General features: G+C 66.7%; 13 protein-coding genes. 8 read left to right on the top strand and 5 right to left on the bottom strand.

All coding sequences use genetic code 11. The annotated features are described in order from the left end of the window. Positions 1-72 precede the first annotated feature (72 nt). On the bottom strand, positions 73-1,284 hold the full coding sequence (locus tag ACNSTU_RS13745; protein ID WP_290637133.1) for an argininosuccinate synthase: 1,212 nt from the start codon (positions 1,282-1,284) through the stop codon (positions 73-75). Positions 1,285-1,421: 137 nt separating this feature from the next. On the opposite strand from ACNSTU_RS13745, the gene ACNSTU_RS13750 reads away from it, so the two are divergent. Then, positions 1,422-2,525, top strand: coding sequence for a Zn-dependent alcohol dehydrogenase (locus tag ACNSTU_RS13750; protein ID WP_290635622.1), 1,104 nt, complete (start codon positions 1,422-1,424; stop codon positions 2,523-2,525). Between the two features lie 130 nt (positions 2,526-2,655). Here the strand turns inward: ACNSTU_RS13750 and ACNSTU_RS13755 are convergent, their stop codons facing one another. Continuing rightward, positions 2,656-3,153: an acyl-CoA thioesterase gene (locus ACNSTU_RS13755; RefSeq protein ID WP_290635620.1), complete on the bottom strand. Its 498-nt coding sequence runs from the start codon at positions 3,151-3,153 to the stop codon at positions 2,656-2,658. 60 nt (positions 3,154-3,213) lie between these two features. On the opposite strand from ACNSTU_RS13755, the gene ACNSTU_RS13760 reads away from it, so the two are divergent. From ACNSTU_RS13760 to ACNSTU_RS13785, 6 genes are all read left to right on the top strand, one after another. Further along, positions 3,214-3,735, top strand: a complete 522-nt coding sequence (locus ACNSTU_RS13760; protein WP_290635618.1) for a gamma carbonic anhydrase family protein — start codon at positions 3,214-3,216, stop codon at positions 3,733-3,735. Between the two features lie 143 nt (positions 3,736-3,878). Then, positions 3,879-4,910, top strand: a complete 1,032-nt coding sequence (pyrC, locus tag ACNSTU_RS13765; RefSeq protein WP_290635616.1) for a dihydroorotase — start codon at positions 3,879-3,881, stop codon at positions 4,908-4,910. Between the two features lie 46 nt (positions 4,911-4,956). Continuing rightward, the gene (rnt, locus tag ACNSTU_RS13770) at positions 4,957-5,607 is read left to right on the top strand and encodes a ribonuclease T (protein WP_290635614.1); all 651 of its coding nucleotides are present in this window, start codon (positions 4,957-4,959) and stop codon (positions 5,605-5,607) included. A 102-nt stretch (positions 5,608-5,709) separates the two neighbouring features. Then, positions 5,710-6,939, top strand: a complete 1,230-nt coding sequence (locus ACNSTU_RS13775; protein ID WP_290635612.1) for a hypothetical protein — start codon at positions 5,710-5,712, stop codon at positions 6,937-6,939. Beyond that, positions 6,936-8,054, top strand: coding sequence for a hypothetical protein (locus ACNSTU_RS13780; protein ID WP_290635610.1), 1,119 nt, complete (start codon positions 6,936-6,938; stop codon positions 8,052-8,054). The genes ACNSTU_RS13775 and ACNSTU_RS13780 overlap by 4 nt, the downstream gene beginning before the upstream one ends. A gap of 15 nt (positions 8,055-8,069) precedes the next feature. Further along, positions 8,070-8,477 (top strand): hypothetical protein, encoded by a 408-nt coding sequence (locus ACNSTU_RS13785; protein ID WP_290635608.1) that lies wholly within the window; start codon positions 8,070-8,072, stop codon positions 8,475-8,477. A gap of 218 nt (positions 8,478-8,695) precedes the next feature. On the opposite strand, the gene ACNSTU_RS13790 is transcribed toward ACNSTU_RS13785, so the two are convergent. Further along, on the bottom strand, positions 8,696-9,322 hold the full coding sequence (locus tag ACNSTU_RS13790) for a superoxide dismutase (RefSeq protein WP_290635606.1): 627 nt from the start codon (positions 9,320-9,322) through the stop codon (positions 8,696-8,698). A gap of 204 nt (positions 9,323-9,526) precedes the next feature. Then, a complete protein-coding gene (grxD, locus tag ACNSTU_RS13795) occupies positions 9,527-9,859 on the bottom strand; it encodes a Grx4 family monothiol glutaredoxin (RefSeq protein WP_290635604.1) in 333 nt (110 codons plus the stop codon). A 226-nt stretch (positions 9,860-10,085) separates the two neighbouring features. On the opposite strand from grxD, the gene gdhA reads away from it, so the two are divergent. Beyond that, a complete protein-coding gene (gdhA, locus tag ACNSTU_RS13800) occupies positions 10,086-11,435 on the top strand; it encodes an NADP-specific glutamate dehydrogenase (protein WP_290635602.1) in 1,350 nt (449 codons plus the stop codon). Here the strand turns inward: gdhA and ACNSTU_RS13805 are convergent. Beyond that, positions 11,428-14,079: a PEP/pyruvate-binding domain-containing protein gene (locus tag ACNSTU_RS13805; RefSeq protein ID WP_290637135.1), complete on the bottom strand. Its 2,652-nt coding sequence runs from the start codon at positions 14,077-14,079 to the stop codon at positions 11,428-11,430. The genes gdhA and ACNSTU_RS13805 overlap by 8 nt on opposite strands. Positions 14,080-14,269 lie beyond the last annotated feature (190 nt).

Consider the following 14,269-nt stretch of genomic DNA (forward strand, 5'->3'; position numbering starts at 1 on the left):
CCACCCCGTGGCAAGCACGACCTTCAGGGCTGGATGTCCGCCCCTGCTGTCACGCCGGGGCGGACGCAGCCGTCACGACCGGTTGCGCGACTGCAGCTTCAGCCGCAGCGCATTCAGTTTGATGAAGCCTTCGGCGTCCTTCTGATCGTAAGCGCCGGCATCGTCCTCGAAGGTGGCGATGCGCTCGTCGAACAGACTGTTGGTGTCGGACTTGCGCCCCACCACGGACACGCCGCCCTTGTAGAGCTTCACGCGCACCACGCCGTTGACCACCTGCTGGGTGTGGTCGATGGCCGCCTGCAGCGCCTCGCGCTCTGGGCTGAACCAGTAGCCGTTGTAGATGAGCTTGGCATAGCGGGGCATGAGCTCGTCTTTCAGGTGCGCGGCCTCTCGGTCCAGGGTGATGGATTCGATGCCGCGGTGCGCCTTCAGCAGAATGGTGCCACCGGGGGTCTCGTAACAGCCGCGGGATTTCATGCCCACGTAGCGGTTCTCGACGATATCCAGCCGACCGATGCCGTGGGCGGCGCCCAGTTCGTTGAGCTTCGACAGGATGCCGGCCGGGCTCATGGTCTGGCCATCGATGGCGGTGCAGTCACCGCGCTCGAAGGTGAGTTCCACGTACTGCGGCTTGTCCGGCGCGTCTTCCGGCGCCACGGACCACTTCCACATGGACTCCTCGGCCTCGGCCCAGGGATCCTCGAGAACGCCACCCTCGTAGGAGATGTGCAGCATGTTGGCGTCCATGGAGTACGGCGAACCGCCCTCCTGCTTGCCCTCGATGGGAATGCCCTTCTCCTCGGCGTAGGCCAGCAGCTTCTCGCGGGAGAGCAGGTCCCACTCGCGCCAGGGGGCGATTACCTTGATGCCCGGCTCCAGGCCGTAGTAACCCAGCTCGAAGCGCACCTGGTCATTGCCCTTGCCGGTGGCGCCGTGGGCCACGGCGTCGGCGCCGGTCTCGCGGGCGATCTCCACCTGGCGCTTGGCGATCAGTGGCCGGGCAATGGAGGTGCCGAGCAGGTACTCGCCCTCGTAGATGGCGTTGGCGCGGAACATGGGGAAGACGAAATCGCGGGCAAATTCCTCGCGCAGATCGTCGATGTAGATCTCCTTCACGCCGAACTGCTGGGCCTTCTGGCGGGCCGGCTCCAGCTCTTCGCCCTGCCCCAGGTCGGCGGTGAACGTCACCACCTCACAGTTGTAGGTATCCTTCAGCCACTCCAGAATCACTGAAGTATCCAGCCCGCCGGAGTAGGCGAGCACAACTTTGTTGACCTTGCTCATTACAGGGGCTCCCGTGGGTCTTGATCCAAGGCCCGTAATGATCCGGCCTGTCGACAGCAAGTGCAAGCCGCAGCATGCAGGGCGCGGCCAAAGGCTGTTACACTTCCGGAAAATGATACACAACGGAGAACTGACTCATGACCCAGACTGCCCGCGCTGCCGTCTGCCGCGACTGGAACACCCCCATCGGCGTTGAAACCATCCAGGTGGAGGCGCCCCGCCGCAACGAAGTGATGATCCGGCTGCACGCCTGCGGCGTCTGTCACAGCGACCTGTCCGCCGCCACCGGCGTGATCGCGTTTCCGCCGCCGCTGGTGCTGGGCCACGAGGGGGCCGGCGAAGTGGTCGCGCTGGGTGACGGCGTCACGGACTTCAGCATTGGCGACCGGGTGATCACGTCGTTCGTGAGCATGTGCGGCACCTGCCGCTACTGCAACGCCGGCCGCCCGGTGCTCTGCGACACCGTCAACACGGCCCTGACGACCCTGCCCGACGGGACGGTGCGCACGCGGGATGCCGACGGCAACGATCTCAGCATCTTCTCCGGCTGCGGGGTCATGGCCGAGTACGCCACTCTGCACGTGAACAACGTGGTGCCCGTCACCGATGACGTCCCCATGGATCGCGCCGCACTGGTGGGCTGCGCCGTGATGACCGGCGTCGGCGCAGTATTCAACACGGCGCAGCTGGAGCCGGGCAGCACCGCCGTGGTCTTCGGCGCCGGCGGCGTGGGGCTGAACACCATCCAGGGCTGCCGCATCGCCGGGGCGCGGCAGATCGTCGCCGTGGACATGTCCGAGGAGAAGCTGGAGACGGCAAAGCGTTTCGGCGCCACCGATGTGGTGGTCGCGGACGACAAGGTGCACAAGGCGGTGCGCAAGCTCACCGGCGGCGGCGCGGATTACGCCTTCGAGTGCGTCGGCCGCGGCGCGGTGGCCCAGCAGGCCTACAACTGCCTCGGCAAGGGCGGCACGGTCATCATCGTGGGCGTCGCCCCGCAGAGCGACATGACCTCGGTGAACACCCTCTCCCTGCCGGCCCAGGAAAAGGGCATCCGCGGGAGCTGGTTCGGCTCGGCGCGTCCGCGCTACGACTTCCCGAAGCTGTTCGGTCTGTACGCCAGCGGCCAGTTGCTGCTGGATGAGCTGGTCACCCAGACCTACTCCATCGACGAGGCGCCGAAGGCGTTCGCCGACATGGAGGCGGGGCGCAACGCGCGGGGCGTGATCGTTTTCGATTGAGTTGTTGCGTCGCGGCGCCGGTCGGGTGATCCGGTCACGGACTGTCACTGGCCATGGATGGCCAGTGCAAGCGTACAGGGACGTATTCACAGCGTGTCCGTGACCGGATCACCCGATCGGCGCCCCGGGTCTAAGGCCGGGTCTCGGCTGGTGGACCTGAAGGTCCACCCTCCGCGCCCTCTGGTGCTACACGCTCGAACGCGGCCACCACCTGTTTGAAGGCGTCGGGCAGCGGTTTGCTCGACTTGGTCTCCACGTCCGCGTGCACGTACACCATCCGGGCGGTCATCAGGTGGTCGCCGCCCCGGTGGATTTCACCGACCCACTCCACGCTGGTGCGACCGAAACGGCTGATCCGCAGGCCGATCTCCAGCAGATCGTCGAACTCCGCCGGCGCGTGGTAGTCCAGCTCGGTCCGGGCCAGAAAGAAATCGCCGCCGCCCACGGGGAGGTTGCCGTCGAACCCTTCACCGCTCCCACCTGCGGCCTCGTTCAGGGCGCGGAAGTACTCAGTGACACCCACGTCGATGTAAGTCAGGTAGTGGGCGTTGAATACCACGCCCTGCATGTCCGCCTCCCCCCAGCGAACGCGCTCCGTGTGCAGCAAACGAAAGTCTTCCCGTGCCATGATGTGGCCCTCTATTTGGGATCAATGAACTGGAACAGGACCATACGCGAGGAGACGCCCATGCTCTACCAGCTGCAGGATCGAAAAGTCACCCGGCGCGGTGAGTGCTTTGTTGCCGACAACGCCACGGTAATCGGTGACGTGGACATCGGCCATGACGTGAGCATCTGGTTCAACGCCGTGATCCGTGGCGACACCGACCGCATCATCATCGGTGACAACAGCAACATCCAGGACGGCAGTGTGCTGCATACAGACCCGGGCATCGTGCTGGAGATCGGGCGTAACGTAACCGTCGGACACAAGGTGATGCTGCACGGCTGCACCATCGGCGACGGCAGCCTCATCGGCATCAACGCGGTGGTGCTGAACAATGCCAGAATCGGCCGGAACTGCCTGATCGGCGCAAATGCGCTGATCCCGGAGGGCAAGGAGATTCCGGATGGCTCCGTGGTCATGGGCTCCCCCGGCAAGGTGGTGAAACAGCTTACCGAGGAGCAGATGGAGGCCCTGGCCCACGGCGCCGAGCACTACGTGGAGAACGGGCGGCTGTATCGGGAACACCTGCAGCCAATGGAGTGAGCCGGTCGGGGCTGAGGCTCCTCCCACAATTGTCCCCATCACCGTGGGAGGGGCTTCAGCCCCGATATGACAAACCGCCCCACGACGGGGATCGCCCGGCGCGTTATACTTGACGGCTGTTTCCGCAAGGCCGAACTGCAGACATGAACCGCATTACCATCACCCGCCCCGACGACTGGCACCTGCACGTGCGCGACGGCGACGTGCTCGAGCACGTGGTGCCGTTCTCCGCACAGCGTTTCGGCCGCGCGATCATCATGCCGAACCTGAAACCGCCGGTGACCACCGTGGCCCAGGCCCAGGCCTACCGTGAACGCATTCTGGCGGCCACACCGCCCGGGTCGGGGTTCGAGCCGCTGATGACCCTGTATCTCACGGATAATACCCCGCCGGCCGAGATCCGGCGGGCGGCGGCCAGCGGCATCGTCCACGCGGTGAAGCTCTACCCCGCCGGGGCGACCACCAACTCCGACGCGGGCGTCACCGACCTTGCACGCTGCGACGACACGCTCGCCGCCATGGCCGAGGCGGATCTGCCGCTGCTCGTTCACGGCGAGGTGACCACCGACAACGTGGACATCTTCGATCGCGAAGCCCGGTTCCTGGAAGAGCGTCTGGCGCCGCTGCTGGCCCGGCACCCGACCCTGCGCGTGGTATGTGAACACATCACCACCCGGGAAGCGGCGGAGTTCGTGCGGGAGGCACCGGACACGGTGGCGGCGACCATCACCTGCCACCACCTGCTGTTCAACCGCAACCACATGCTGGTGGGCGGCATCCGGCCGCATTACTACTGCCTGCCGATCCTCAAGCGCGAGCGCGACCGCGAGGCGCTGGTGGACGCGGCCACCTCCGGCAACCCGAAGTTTTTCCTCGGCACCGACAGCGCGCCCCACGCCCTGCACGACAAGGAAGCCGCCTGCGGCTGCGCGGGCTGCTTCACGGCACCGGCGGCCATCGAACTGTACGCCATGGCCTTCGACGCCGCCGGCAAGCTGAACCGACTGGAAGGCTTTGCCAGCCACTTCGGCCCCGATTTCTATCGCCTGCCGCGCAACACGGAGACCATCACGCTCTCCCGTGACTCCTGGACGCTGCCGGAGCACTACGCCTTCGGCGAGCACCGGGTCGCGCCCCTGCGCGCCGGCGAGACGCTACCCTGGCGCCTGAGCTGACACCACACTCTCCTCTTACGACGATCACCGCCCGGGAAACGACCCAATGTCCGACAACGAAATCGCCAATGCCCCCGGCACCGCCATCGCCCAGCGCTTCCGAAGCTTTCTGCCGGTGGTGGTGGACGTGGAGACCGGCGGCCTGAACGCGCAGACCGACGCCCTGCTGCAGATCGCCGCGGTCATTCTGCGCATAGATGACCAGGGCCAGATCCACCGGGCCGAGACCCACGCGCTGCACGTGCGGCCGTTCGAGGGCGCCAACATCGACCCCAAATCCCTGGAGATCAACGGCATCGACCCGGATCATCCCCTGCGCATCGCCTACGGCGAGCAGGACGCTCTGGGCCGGGTCTTCAAGCCGATCCGCCAGGAAATCCGCGACACGGGCTGCACCCGCGCCATTCTGGTGGGCCACAATGCCACGTTCGACCTCAATTTCCTCAACGCCGCCGTGGAACGCTCCGGTATCCGGCGCAACCCGTTCCACCCGTTCGGCAGCTTCGATACCGCGACCCTGGCCGGTCTGGCATTCGGCCAGACCGTCCTCGCCAAGGCGCTGAAGACCGCCGGCATGGGCTGGGACGGCAAGGAAGCGCACTCGGCGGTCTACGATGCGGAGAAAACCGCCGATCTCTTCTGCGAAATCGTCAACCTCTGGGACAACCACATCGGCATCCCCAACGGCCACGGTTGAATCGGGCCGGTGGCTTGACAGCCGCCGGCCGGGAATGTCTCCCTGAGGGCAAAAGACCGGCGGCCCGCTCGCCCGTCACTGATATGGGAGCCGCACCGACCCGTGGCCGCTGCTTTTCCCCGACTTCCGTTCCTGATGATTGCCGCAGCCACCATGCTGCTTGGCGGCTGCCTTACCGATTCCCACAGCCCCGAGAGCTGCCGTTACGCCGTCACCCAGGATCTGGATGACGGCCGCTACCAGCGCGTACTGGACCGCGTGGACAGCCGCGCCTGTCAGGCGGCCATGTCGCCCCAGGAGCGGGATCTGAACCGCGCCGCCGCCTATATCGGGCTCGCCGGTTACGATCTCGTGGACATCGTCAACATCGTCATCGGTGCGGACCGACCCCAGGAGGATCAGGACAAGGCCCTGGAGGTCCTGCGCGCACTGCGCGGGCTGGGCACCGAACGACGCGGCCTGCGCTTCCTCGATCTCTCCACGGAATCCCATCAGCGCATGGTGAACGCGTTTCCCGATGGCCTGAATGAGGCGTGCCGGCGCCAGAACCGGCCTCTGCTGAGCGATCTGCAGCAGGACGCCTGTTTCATCAGCGGGCTGGTGGCGTACGCTCGGTTCGTGCGCTCGGTGGTGCTGCTGCTCGGGGATCAGCTGGACGTCTGGCTGGACCGCAGCCGGCTGACCTGCGACAACGACCGCAGTGCCAGCGGCATCCCCGACGACGCCGAGATCACGGCGTGCGCCATCCAGGTGCGCGACGATCTGGATCAGGGCAGCGGCACCTGCCAGGCAGCGGGAACCCATGACGGCCAGGCGACAGGCGCAGTCACCTGGGAAACGCTGGCGGCCCACCCGGAACTGACGTTCCTGGAGTCCGGTGCCTTGTTCGCCAATCTGCAGCCCATCCGCGTCTCGGTCGCTCCCGGAGACGCCTGCCAGGGCCGGTCGTCGCGCGAGGGCCTGCGGCTGATCCAGGAGGAGGCGCCAGACACCTCCGTGGCCATCATGGACGGCTTCTGCGAGGTGGAGACGACCCGCGGGTGCACCGGGCCCGACCCGGACGCCGGCTGCTGGCCCTGCCCGGTGCCGCGCGCCCAACGCTTCGGTGCCATCACCGTCCAGGATACGACCCTGGACACGCTCAACCTCACCGCAGAGCACCTGATCGGCGTGTCGTCCGAACGCGAGCGCGAGCAGGCGCTGGCAACCCTGAACGGCATTCGCGAGGAGATCTGCGAACCGTTGGCCGGTACGGCCAACGCCTGCCCCGAGGATACGGACGGCGTACTGGAAATCACCAAATCAGCGCTACAGGAGTATCTGCGGCGATGAGGTGGCGCCTGCTCACTGGCCTGATAGCGTGCTGCTTTTCTGTCCCTGCCGTGGCGCTGAACCAGTCCTACCCGGTGGTCTACCAGTCCCCGCGCGCCCTGGGCATGGGCGGCACCGACGTGGCCATCGGCGGCGACCCGGACGCCCTGTTCAGCAACCCGGCCGGCCTCGGCGGCATGCAACCCGGCTGGCAAACCCTGCCACTGGTGGCGACGGTGGGCAGTTCCCGTCGCTCGGAGTCGTTCATCCGGGATTTCCGTGCCGCGCTGGACGAAGACACCCCCGAGGAGCAACGCACCGAACTCTCGGACCTGGTTCGCAATTACCGCGGCCGGAACCTGCACGCCGATGGCAACGTGGTCCCCAACATCAGTTGGCGGGGCCGGGAGTGGGCCGTCAGTGCGGCTTGGCTGGGCACCGCCCGGTTCGACGGACGCACCCACCAGGGCTTCGGGGATCAGGGGCTGATCTCCCTGGACGCACGCACGCTGTCCGGCCCCGTGCTGGGTGTCGCCCACCAGTCCGGACGCTGGTCCACCGGCGTTGCAGTCAAGACGCTGCGCAAACGCCGGGTCCGGGAGACGTATTCGGTCCGGGAGCTGGTGGAGCTGACCGAGGAGGGGGGCGACATCAGTGACGACGTGCAGTCGGGCCATGCGTCGGCGATGGATGTGGGCATCCAGTACGACCTGGCGCCCGGGTACCACTGGCAGCCCCGCGTGGGCGCGGTGATCCGCAACGTCGGCGACCTGGACTTCGGCGGCGCCGGGCGCATTCCGCAGTCCGTGGCGGCGGGAATCGCCGTGGAGCCTCCCGCCTCGGGCACGGCGCGGATTCAGCTCAGCGCCGAGTATGCCGACCTGCTGCACGACCTCGGCGACGACAGCGACCACCTCAAACGCCTGCGCCTGGGCGGCCAGTGGTATCTCTGGGAGCGCCGGCGCCATGCGCTCGCACTGCGGGCGGGCCTGTATCAGCGAGCCCTGACCGCCGGCGTCGACCTGCGCGTGCAGATGCTGCGCATCGGCCTGATGACCTACGCCGAGGAACAGGGGGCGTTCGCCGGGCAGGACAGCGACCGACGGTACGTTCTGACCGTTGGCCTGGGACTCTGAAGCGGAGGAAACACGATGGTTCGAATCCTGGTCATGGCCGGGCTCTGTCTGGCCCTCGCGGGCTGCTCCACGGTACCGACGTATGTGTCGTACGACCGCTACGACGCCTACGCGTCCGACCGCGCGGGGAACCGCACCTACAAGGAGGTGGCGCCGATCCGGGTCACACGGCGCGGCCACCTGTGGGAGCGCTGCGGGCAGATCGCCGTGCGGGTCATGGATGAGATGAAGGCCCGCAAGGAGCGCGCCCGCGGGGATGCCCTGGTCCATGTCCGCTGGCGCGACCACCGCACCGCGCAGATGTCCACCATTCCGCGCTGCACCCAGGAGTGGGGATGGGCGGCCCTGGCCGGCGTGGGAGCGCTCGGCCCTTGGGCTCAGGTGGCCCACGCCGAAGCGTTGATCGTGCGCTTCGAGGACTGACGGTGCGCGGAGACCTCAGGGACCTGGTAGACCTGAAGGTCTACCCTACGTCTGCTGAGGGATCTGGTGGGCCTGAAGGTCCACCCTACGGGCCGCATTGCGGAGTTTCATGATGCGTAGGTTGGACCTTCAGGTCCAACACCCCTGCGTCCGCTCCGCCACGCACCCCACTAAAAAACCCCGCCGGAGCGGGGTTTTCGGTCAGAACAAACTGTAGCTTACTTCGCTGCGGCGAACCGCTTGGCCACATCGTCCCAATTCACCACGTTCCAGAACGCCGAGATGTAGTCCGGCCGACGGTTCTGGTAGTTGAGGTAGTAGGCGTGCTCCCACACGTCCAGACCCAGCAGCGGCGTTCCGGGAACCTCGGCGATGTCCTCCATCAGCGGGCTGTCCTGGTTCGGCGTGGAGGTGACGCGCAGCTTGCCGCTGCCGTCCAGCACCAGCCAGGCCCAGCCGGAACCGAACCGGCCCACGGCGGCGTTGCCGAACTCTTCCTTGAACGCATCCAGGCTGCCGAAGGCGCCCTTGATGGCATCGGCCAGCTCACCGGACGGCTCGCCGCCGCCGTTCGGGCTCATCATCTGCCAGAACATGGTGTGGTTGGCGTGACCGCCACCATTGTTACGCACCGGCGTCTGGATGTCTGCCGGCAGGTCCTTGATGCGCTTGATCAGCTCGTTCACGGGCTTGGACGCGAGGTCCGGATGGCTCTCGACGGCCGCATTGAGCTTGGTCACGTAGGTGTTGTGGTGCTTGCCATGGTGGATCTCCATGGTCTTGGCATCAATGTGCGGCTCAAGCGCATTGTGCGCATAAGGGAGATCCGGAAGATCGTAAGCCATTGTGCTGCCTCCTTGGTTGCAAAAACGTCTGCAGCGCGATCGCGATGGCCGCGCCGCAATCGAATGCGGTTGTTATCGGGCGCTACCCAAGCACGTGCGGGCGGGCTCAGTCGTTTTCAACACCCCCGTATAGCACACCGCAACGACAAACGCCCCGACCAAGGAGCCAGGGCGTCAATCGATCGATGCGCACAGACGGCCGTTTCAGGCGTCGCTGCGCGCCGCGCCGGCGTCCTGGACCAGCTTCTCCAGATCGCCGCTCTCATACATCTCGAGGATGATATCGCAGCCGCCCACAAGCTCGCCGTTGACGTAGAGCTGGGGAATGGTGGGCCAGTCGCCGAAATCCTTGATGCCCTGACGGATCCGCTCGTCTTCGAGCACGTTCACGTAGGCGAACTCCGCCTCACAGCCCGCCAGCGCCTGGGACGCCTTCATGGAGAAGCCGCACTGGGGGAACTGGGGCGTTCCCTTCATGAACAGAATCACCGGGTGGCTTTCCACCTGCTTCTTGATGGCTTCCTGAACCTCATCCATTACCTGGAACCTCTTTCGTCGTCGGGGCGCCGCCGGCCGCGTCTGCGCGACGAAGGCGTACGTCGTTAATCATGTATCCAGTATACCCGTTGGTGATAGCCGTTGAAAACGGCGATAAGGCAGTCAAGGGTATGCCCGACACTCTGCGGGAGGTACGCTCACGCCATGCGGAGACCGCGCCACCGCGGCAACCGGATTCCGAACCATAGCAGACGAGACCAACAACATGACACGAAACCTTGACGATACCCTTGAACCCATCTTCCAGGACGTGCTGCGCCGCAACCCCGGCGAGGCGGAGTTCCATCAGGCCGTGCGCGAGGTGCTGGAGTCTCTGGGGCCGGTGCTGGTCAAGCACCCGGAGTTCGCCGAGCACAAGATCATTCAGCGCATCTGCGAGCCGGAGCGTCAGATCATCTTCCGCGTGCCCTGGCAGGACGACAACGGCGAGACCCACATCAACCGGGCATTCCGGGTGCAGTTCAACAGTGCTCTGGGGCCCTACAAAGGGGGCATGCGCTTCCACCCGTCGGTATATCTAGGCATCGTCAAGTTCCTGGGCTTCGAGCAGGTCTTCAAGAACGCCCTCACGGGGCTGCCCATCGGCGGCGGCAAGGGCGGCAGCGACTTCGACCCCAAAGGCCGTTCCGATGCCGAGATCATGCGCTTCTGCCAGAGCCTGATGACGGAGATGTACCGTCATCTGGGGGAGTACACCGATGTGCCCGCCGGCGACATCGGTGTCGGCCAGCGGGAGGTGGGCTACCTGTTCGGCCAGTACAAGCGCATGACCAACCGCTACGAGTCCGGCGTGTTCACCGGCAAGGGGCTGGACTGGGGCGGTAGCCGCGCGCGCAAGGAAGCAACCGGGTTCGGCACGGTGTACTTCACGCGCGAAATGCTGCGCGCCCGCGGCACCGACCTGGAGGGCAAGACCTGCGTGGTCTCCGGCTCAGGGGATGTGGCCATCCACGCCATCGAGAAGCTCCACGCCCTGGGCGCGAAGGTGATCGCCTGCTCCGACTCCACCGGCATGATCGTCGACGAGCACGGGCTGGAGCTCGACCGCATCCGCCGCATCAAGGAGGTGGAGCGCCGGCGCATCCACGTATACGCCGAGGAGCAGACGCGCGCGCGCTACATCAAGGGTGGCAGTGTGTGGTCGGTGCCCTGCGACGTGGCGCTGCCCTGCGCCACCCAGAACGAACTCAACGGGGAGGACGCGCGGCGCCTGGTGGAGAACGGCTGCATCGCGGTGGCCGAGGGCGCCAACATGCCCACCACGCCCGAGGGCATCAAGCTGTTCCGCGATGCCGGCATCGCCTACGGCCCCGGCAAGGCGGCCAACGCCGGCGGCGTTGCCACGAGCGCGCTGGAGATGCAGCAGAACGCCAGCCGCGACTCCTGGACGTTCCACCATACGGAGCAGCGGCTGGAGGAGATCATCTGCAACATCCACGGCAACTGCCACGATACCGCCGCCGAGTTCGGCGCGCCTGGCGACTACGTCACCGGCGCCAACATCGGCGGCTTCCTGAAGGTGGGGCACGCCATGGTGGCGCTGGGTCTCATCTGACGGACTCCGCCGGGCCGCGCGGCGGCTGCTCTGCGGCCCGGCCGCAGAGCAGCTTGCGCGCGGCAACGTCCACCACCAGGCGCACGTCGGCGTCGCTGACGTCAAACACCTCCACGGTGGCGGCCGCTGCCGCACCCACTTCCACATCCCCGGGCAGTGGACACCGGCGGGCACCGGGCAACGCCTCCAGCCATTGCGGCCGGTAGATCACGGTGTCGTCCGCCGCCGCCACCCCGGCGTAGACGATGCCCGCCTCCACCAGATCCTGAAAGAAGTGGGAGCCGTACGAGAGTTCCGGGATTCGGTCGTCGTCCATGTGCGCCAGCTCCACCAACGCCGCAACCCCCTGCAGATCGGCGAATCCCACCGGCACGCCCAGCGCGGGCGTGGAGCTGCCCCAGCGGCCCGGCCCGATTAGCAGCGTGCCCCGCGGTGTCACCGGGGCCTCACGGTTGATCGCCCCCACCAGACGCGCCACCGCGTATTGCCCCTCCGTGTCGAGCTGGCGGTAGCGCTGGCCGTTGACCCGCACGATGCGCGCAATGGGTATGTCTGCCGCCGGCCCCATGAAGTGGCGATCCAGCGCGAGAAAGACATCGTCCACAGCGCGAGCAGCGGCATCCGCGCCCCCTGCGGGCATGGCAGGGACGGCCGGTGACGGGAGTGGGCGGCACTGTACGACGCTGCAGGTCAAGGCCTGCTCATCATCGCAGTGAAGGGTGAACTCGACCTCCACGGGATGCGCGTAGGCTCGCTCCAGCGTCTGCAGCAGCGAGCGCAGCATGGCCGCGAAGGGGGTGCGCCGCAGCAGCGGGTCGAAGGTCAGCCGCCAGACGGCCTGCTCCGCTCCCAGGGCACGCGCGGCCTGCTCCGACTCCCGATCACGCTCGGCCAGCAGCCCCAGGGGCAGCGACGGCGCCTGCACCGCGATGTCCGCGAGCGGGCGGGTGGAGACACCTTCCTCTCCGAGATCGAGCACATCCAGCGCCCGCTGGGTTGCCCCGTACATGGCGTCGCGCTCGGCGAAAGGGTGGCGCTCGGGCTGGTCCAGGGCCACCAGACGCACGTCGTCGTCGGCAACGCGATCAACGGCGCGGGTACCCAGCCCGGCAACCAGGCGCACCATGCCCGCGGCAGGGTCCATGTCGGGGGACCACGGAAACAGGTTGCGCGAGACGGCGACACCGGCTGCGTCGGGGCAATACAGTTGCCCGTGGAAACGTCCGTTGACACGCTGCACCAGCAACGCCATGGGCTCCTCGCGATCCTCCAGGCCGCGCTCGCGGCGGTAACTGCGGGCATCCGGGTGCATGGTCGAGGCGTACACGACGCGAATGGCGTCTTCGAGCTGCGCCAGGCGCTCCTCCGGGCTACCACGGTTGATGCGGAAGACGCTGGCGTACTTACCGGCGAACGCGTTACCGAAGCCATCTTCCAGCAGGCTGCTGGAACGCACCAGAATCGGATACTGGCCGTAGTGGTCCAGCACCCGCTCCAGCTGATGGCGCACCTCTTCCGGAATCTCGCCGTCGCGCAGCGCGTCGTGGAGTGCCCGCGCCTCGGCTTCGTCGCCGAGCCCGTGGCGCTGGCGCATGAGCCGGTGCCACAGGCCGTTGTGCACCACGTAGGCGTAATAGACGTCGGCGCCGACATACCAGGAGTCGTGCGGGTCCAGTGCGGCACCCCACGTCTTCGGCGCCTCCTGCAGCAGAATGGCGCGGGCCAGCAGCATGCCCACTGCCTTGCCACCCAGGCGGCCGCTGCCTACCATGCGATCGCGGATGGACACCAGATCTGCCAGTCCCAGATAGCGGCGGGCCAGAGCCAGGATGCGCGTGTCGCGGCCGACCAGCACAGCCAGCGCCTGCTCCCGAACGGATTCGGCCTCTTCGGCGTAACCGTCGGTGTCCATACAGGCAGCGACACGCAGAAACAGGCGATCCCAGGCATCCAGTACGCGCTGCTGCTCCTGCTGGCGCTGCTCCTGCTCCCACTCTGCCTGTAGCCGCGTCACCTCTCGGCTGTCAGTCACGGGCATGAAGTGCTCGCCGTCCTCCCGGTGCGGCAGAAACAGCGTGGGGGTCCGGCGGCCGCTGACCTTCACCGGCTGCAAATGCACGCCCCCGCAGCCGGTACGCACGTCGATCATTACCTGTGTGGTGCGACGGATTCGCGCCACCGTCGTATGCGAGTGGCGGGCCGGATCCAGCGCGAAGTACGCCACTGTTGCCAGGTCCCGCAACTGCGGGCAGACCACACGGAAGAAAGTGCCGACCATCACGTCGGTTGCCCAAGCGTCGAGCAGATCCGACAGGGGATCGCAGACGTAGAACGCCCCGTGACCGTGGGCATTGATCAGCTCATGCACCTGCCGGGTAAAGGGCTCGAAACCACCACCGGGATCCACTGCGACGGTCTCGACGCCCGTCAGCGCCGGAAGCACCGGTGCCTGTCCACCGTAGCGCAGGTAGAACACGCGCCGGCCTGTCGCGTATCCCGCCTCGGCAAAGGCCAGCGCGTAGCGACGGTAGTCATCCAAACGCGATGTACGCCAGACCACGTTGTCCCCGAGACGCAGCCCGTCCAGCACGCCGTCAAGCCCCACACGCCCGCTGGAAACCCAGTCCCGTGCCCGCTGCTCCATCATCACTCCCCGCAGTCATCGCCCGCCAGGCACCATGCCACATCGGGTCGTATGCACCCACCTGTCACAGCCAGTTCCTTGCCGCAGCGCCGACCCGTTCCTATAATCGGCACCTCAGGCAGTCTCCGTCGGGATGCCGCCGCACATGCGGCTCCTTCGGCGCTGCCTTTTTTCTTTTTTGCGGGACACC

The organism is Aquisalimonas sp. APHAB1-3 (genome assembly GCF_048323695.1).
Classification (GTDB): Bacteria; Pseudomonadota; Gammaproteobacteria; order Nitrococcales; family Aquisalimonadaceae; genus Aquisalimonas.

Bases quoted from the DNA above. Each gene is read 5' to 3' on its own strand.
- ACNSTU_RS13745 (WP_290637133.1), bottom strand. From the start codon at position 1,284: ATGAGCAAGGTCAACAAAGTTGTGCTCGCCTACTCCGGCGGGCTGGAT.
- ACNSTU_RS13750 (WP_290635622.1), top strand. From the start codon at position 1,422: ATGACCCAGACTGCCCGCGCTGCCGTCTGCCGCGACTGGAACACCCCC.
- ACNSTU_RS13755 (WP_290635620.1), bottom strand. From the start codon at position 3,153: ATGGCACGGGAAGACTTTCGTTTGCTGCACACGGAGCGCGTTCGCTGG.
- ACNSTU_RS13760 (WP_290635618.1), top strand. From the start codon at position 3,214: ATGCTCTACCAGCTGCAGGATCGAAAAGTCACCCGGCGCGGTGAGTGC.
- pyrC (WP_290635616.1), top strand. From the start codon at position 3,879: ATGAACCGCATTACCATCACCCGCCCCGACGACTGGCACCTGCACGTG.
- rnt (WP_290635614.1), top strand. From the start codon at position 4,957: ATGTCCGACAACGAAATCGCCAATGCCCCCGGCACCGCCATCGCCCAG.
- ACNSTU_RS13780 (WP_290635610.1), top strand. From the start codon at position 6,936: ATGAGGTGGCGCCTGCTCACTGGCCTGATAGCGTGCTGCTTTTCTGTC.
- ACNSTU_RS13785 (WP_290635608.1), top strand. From the start codon at position 8,070: ATGGTTCGAATCCTGGTCATGGCCGGGCTCTGTCTGGCCCTCGCGGGC.
- ACNSTU_RS13790 (WP_290635606.1), bottom strand. From the start codon at position 9,322: ATGGCTTACGATCTTCCGGATCTCCCTTATGCGCACAATGCGCTTGAG.
- grxD (WP_290635604.1), bottom strand. From the start codon at position 9,859: ATGGATGAGGTTCAGGAAGCCATCAAGAAGCAGGTGGAAAGCCACCCG.
- gdhA (WP_290635602.1), top strand. From the start codon at position 10,086: ATGACACGAAACCTTGACGATACCCTTGAACCCATCTTCCAGGACGTG.
- ACNSTU_RS13805 (WP_290637135.1), bottom strand. From the start codon at position 14,079: ATGGAGCAGCGGGCACGGGACTGGGTTTCCAGCGGGCGTGTGGGGCTT.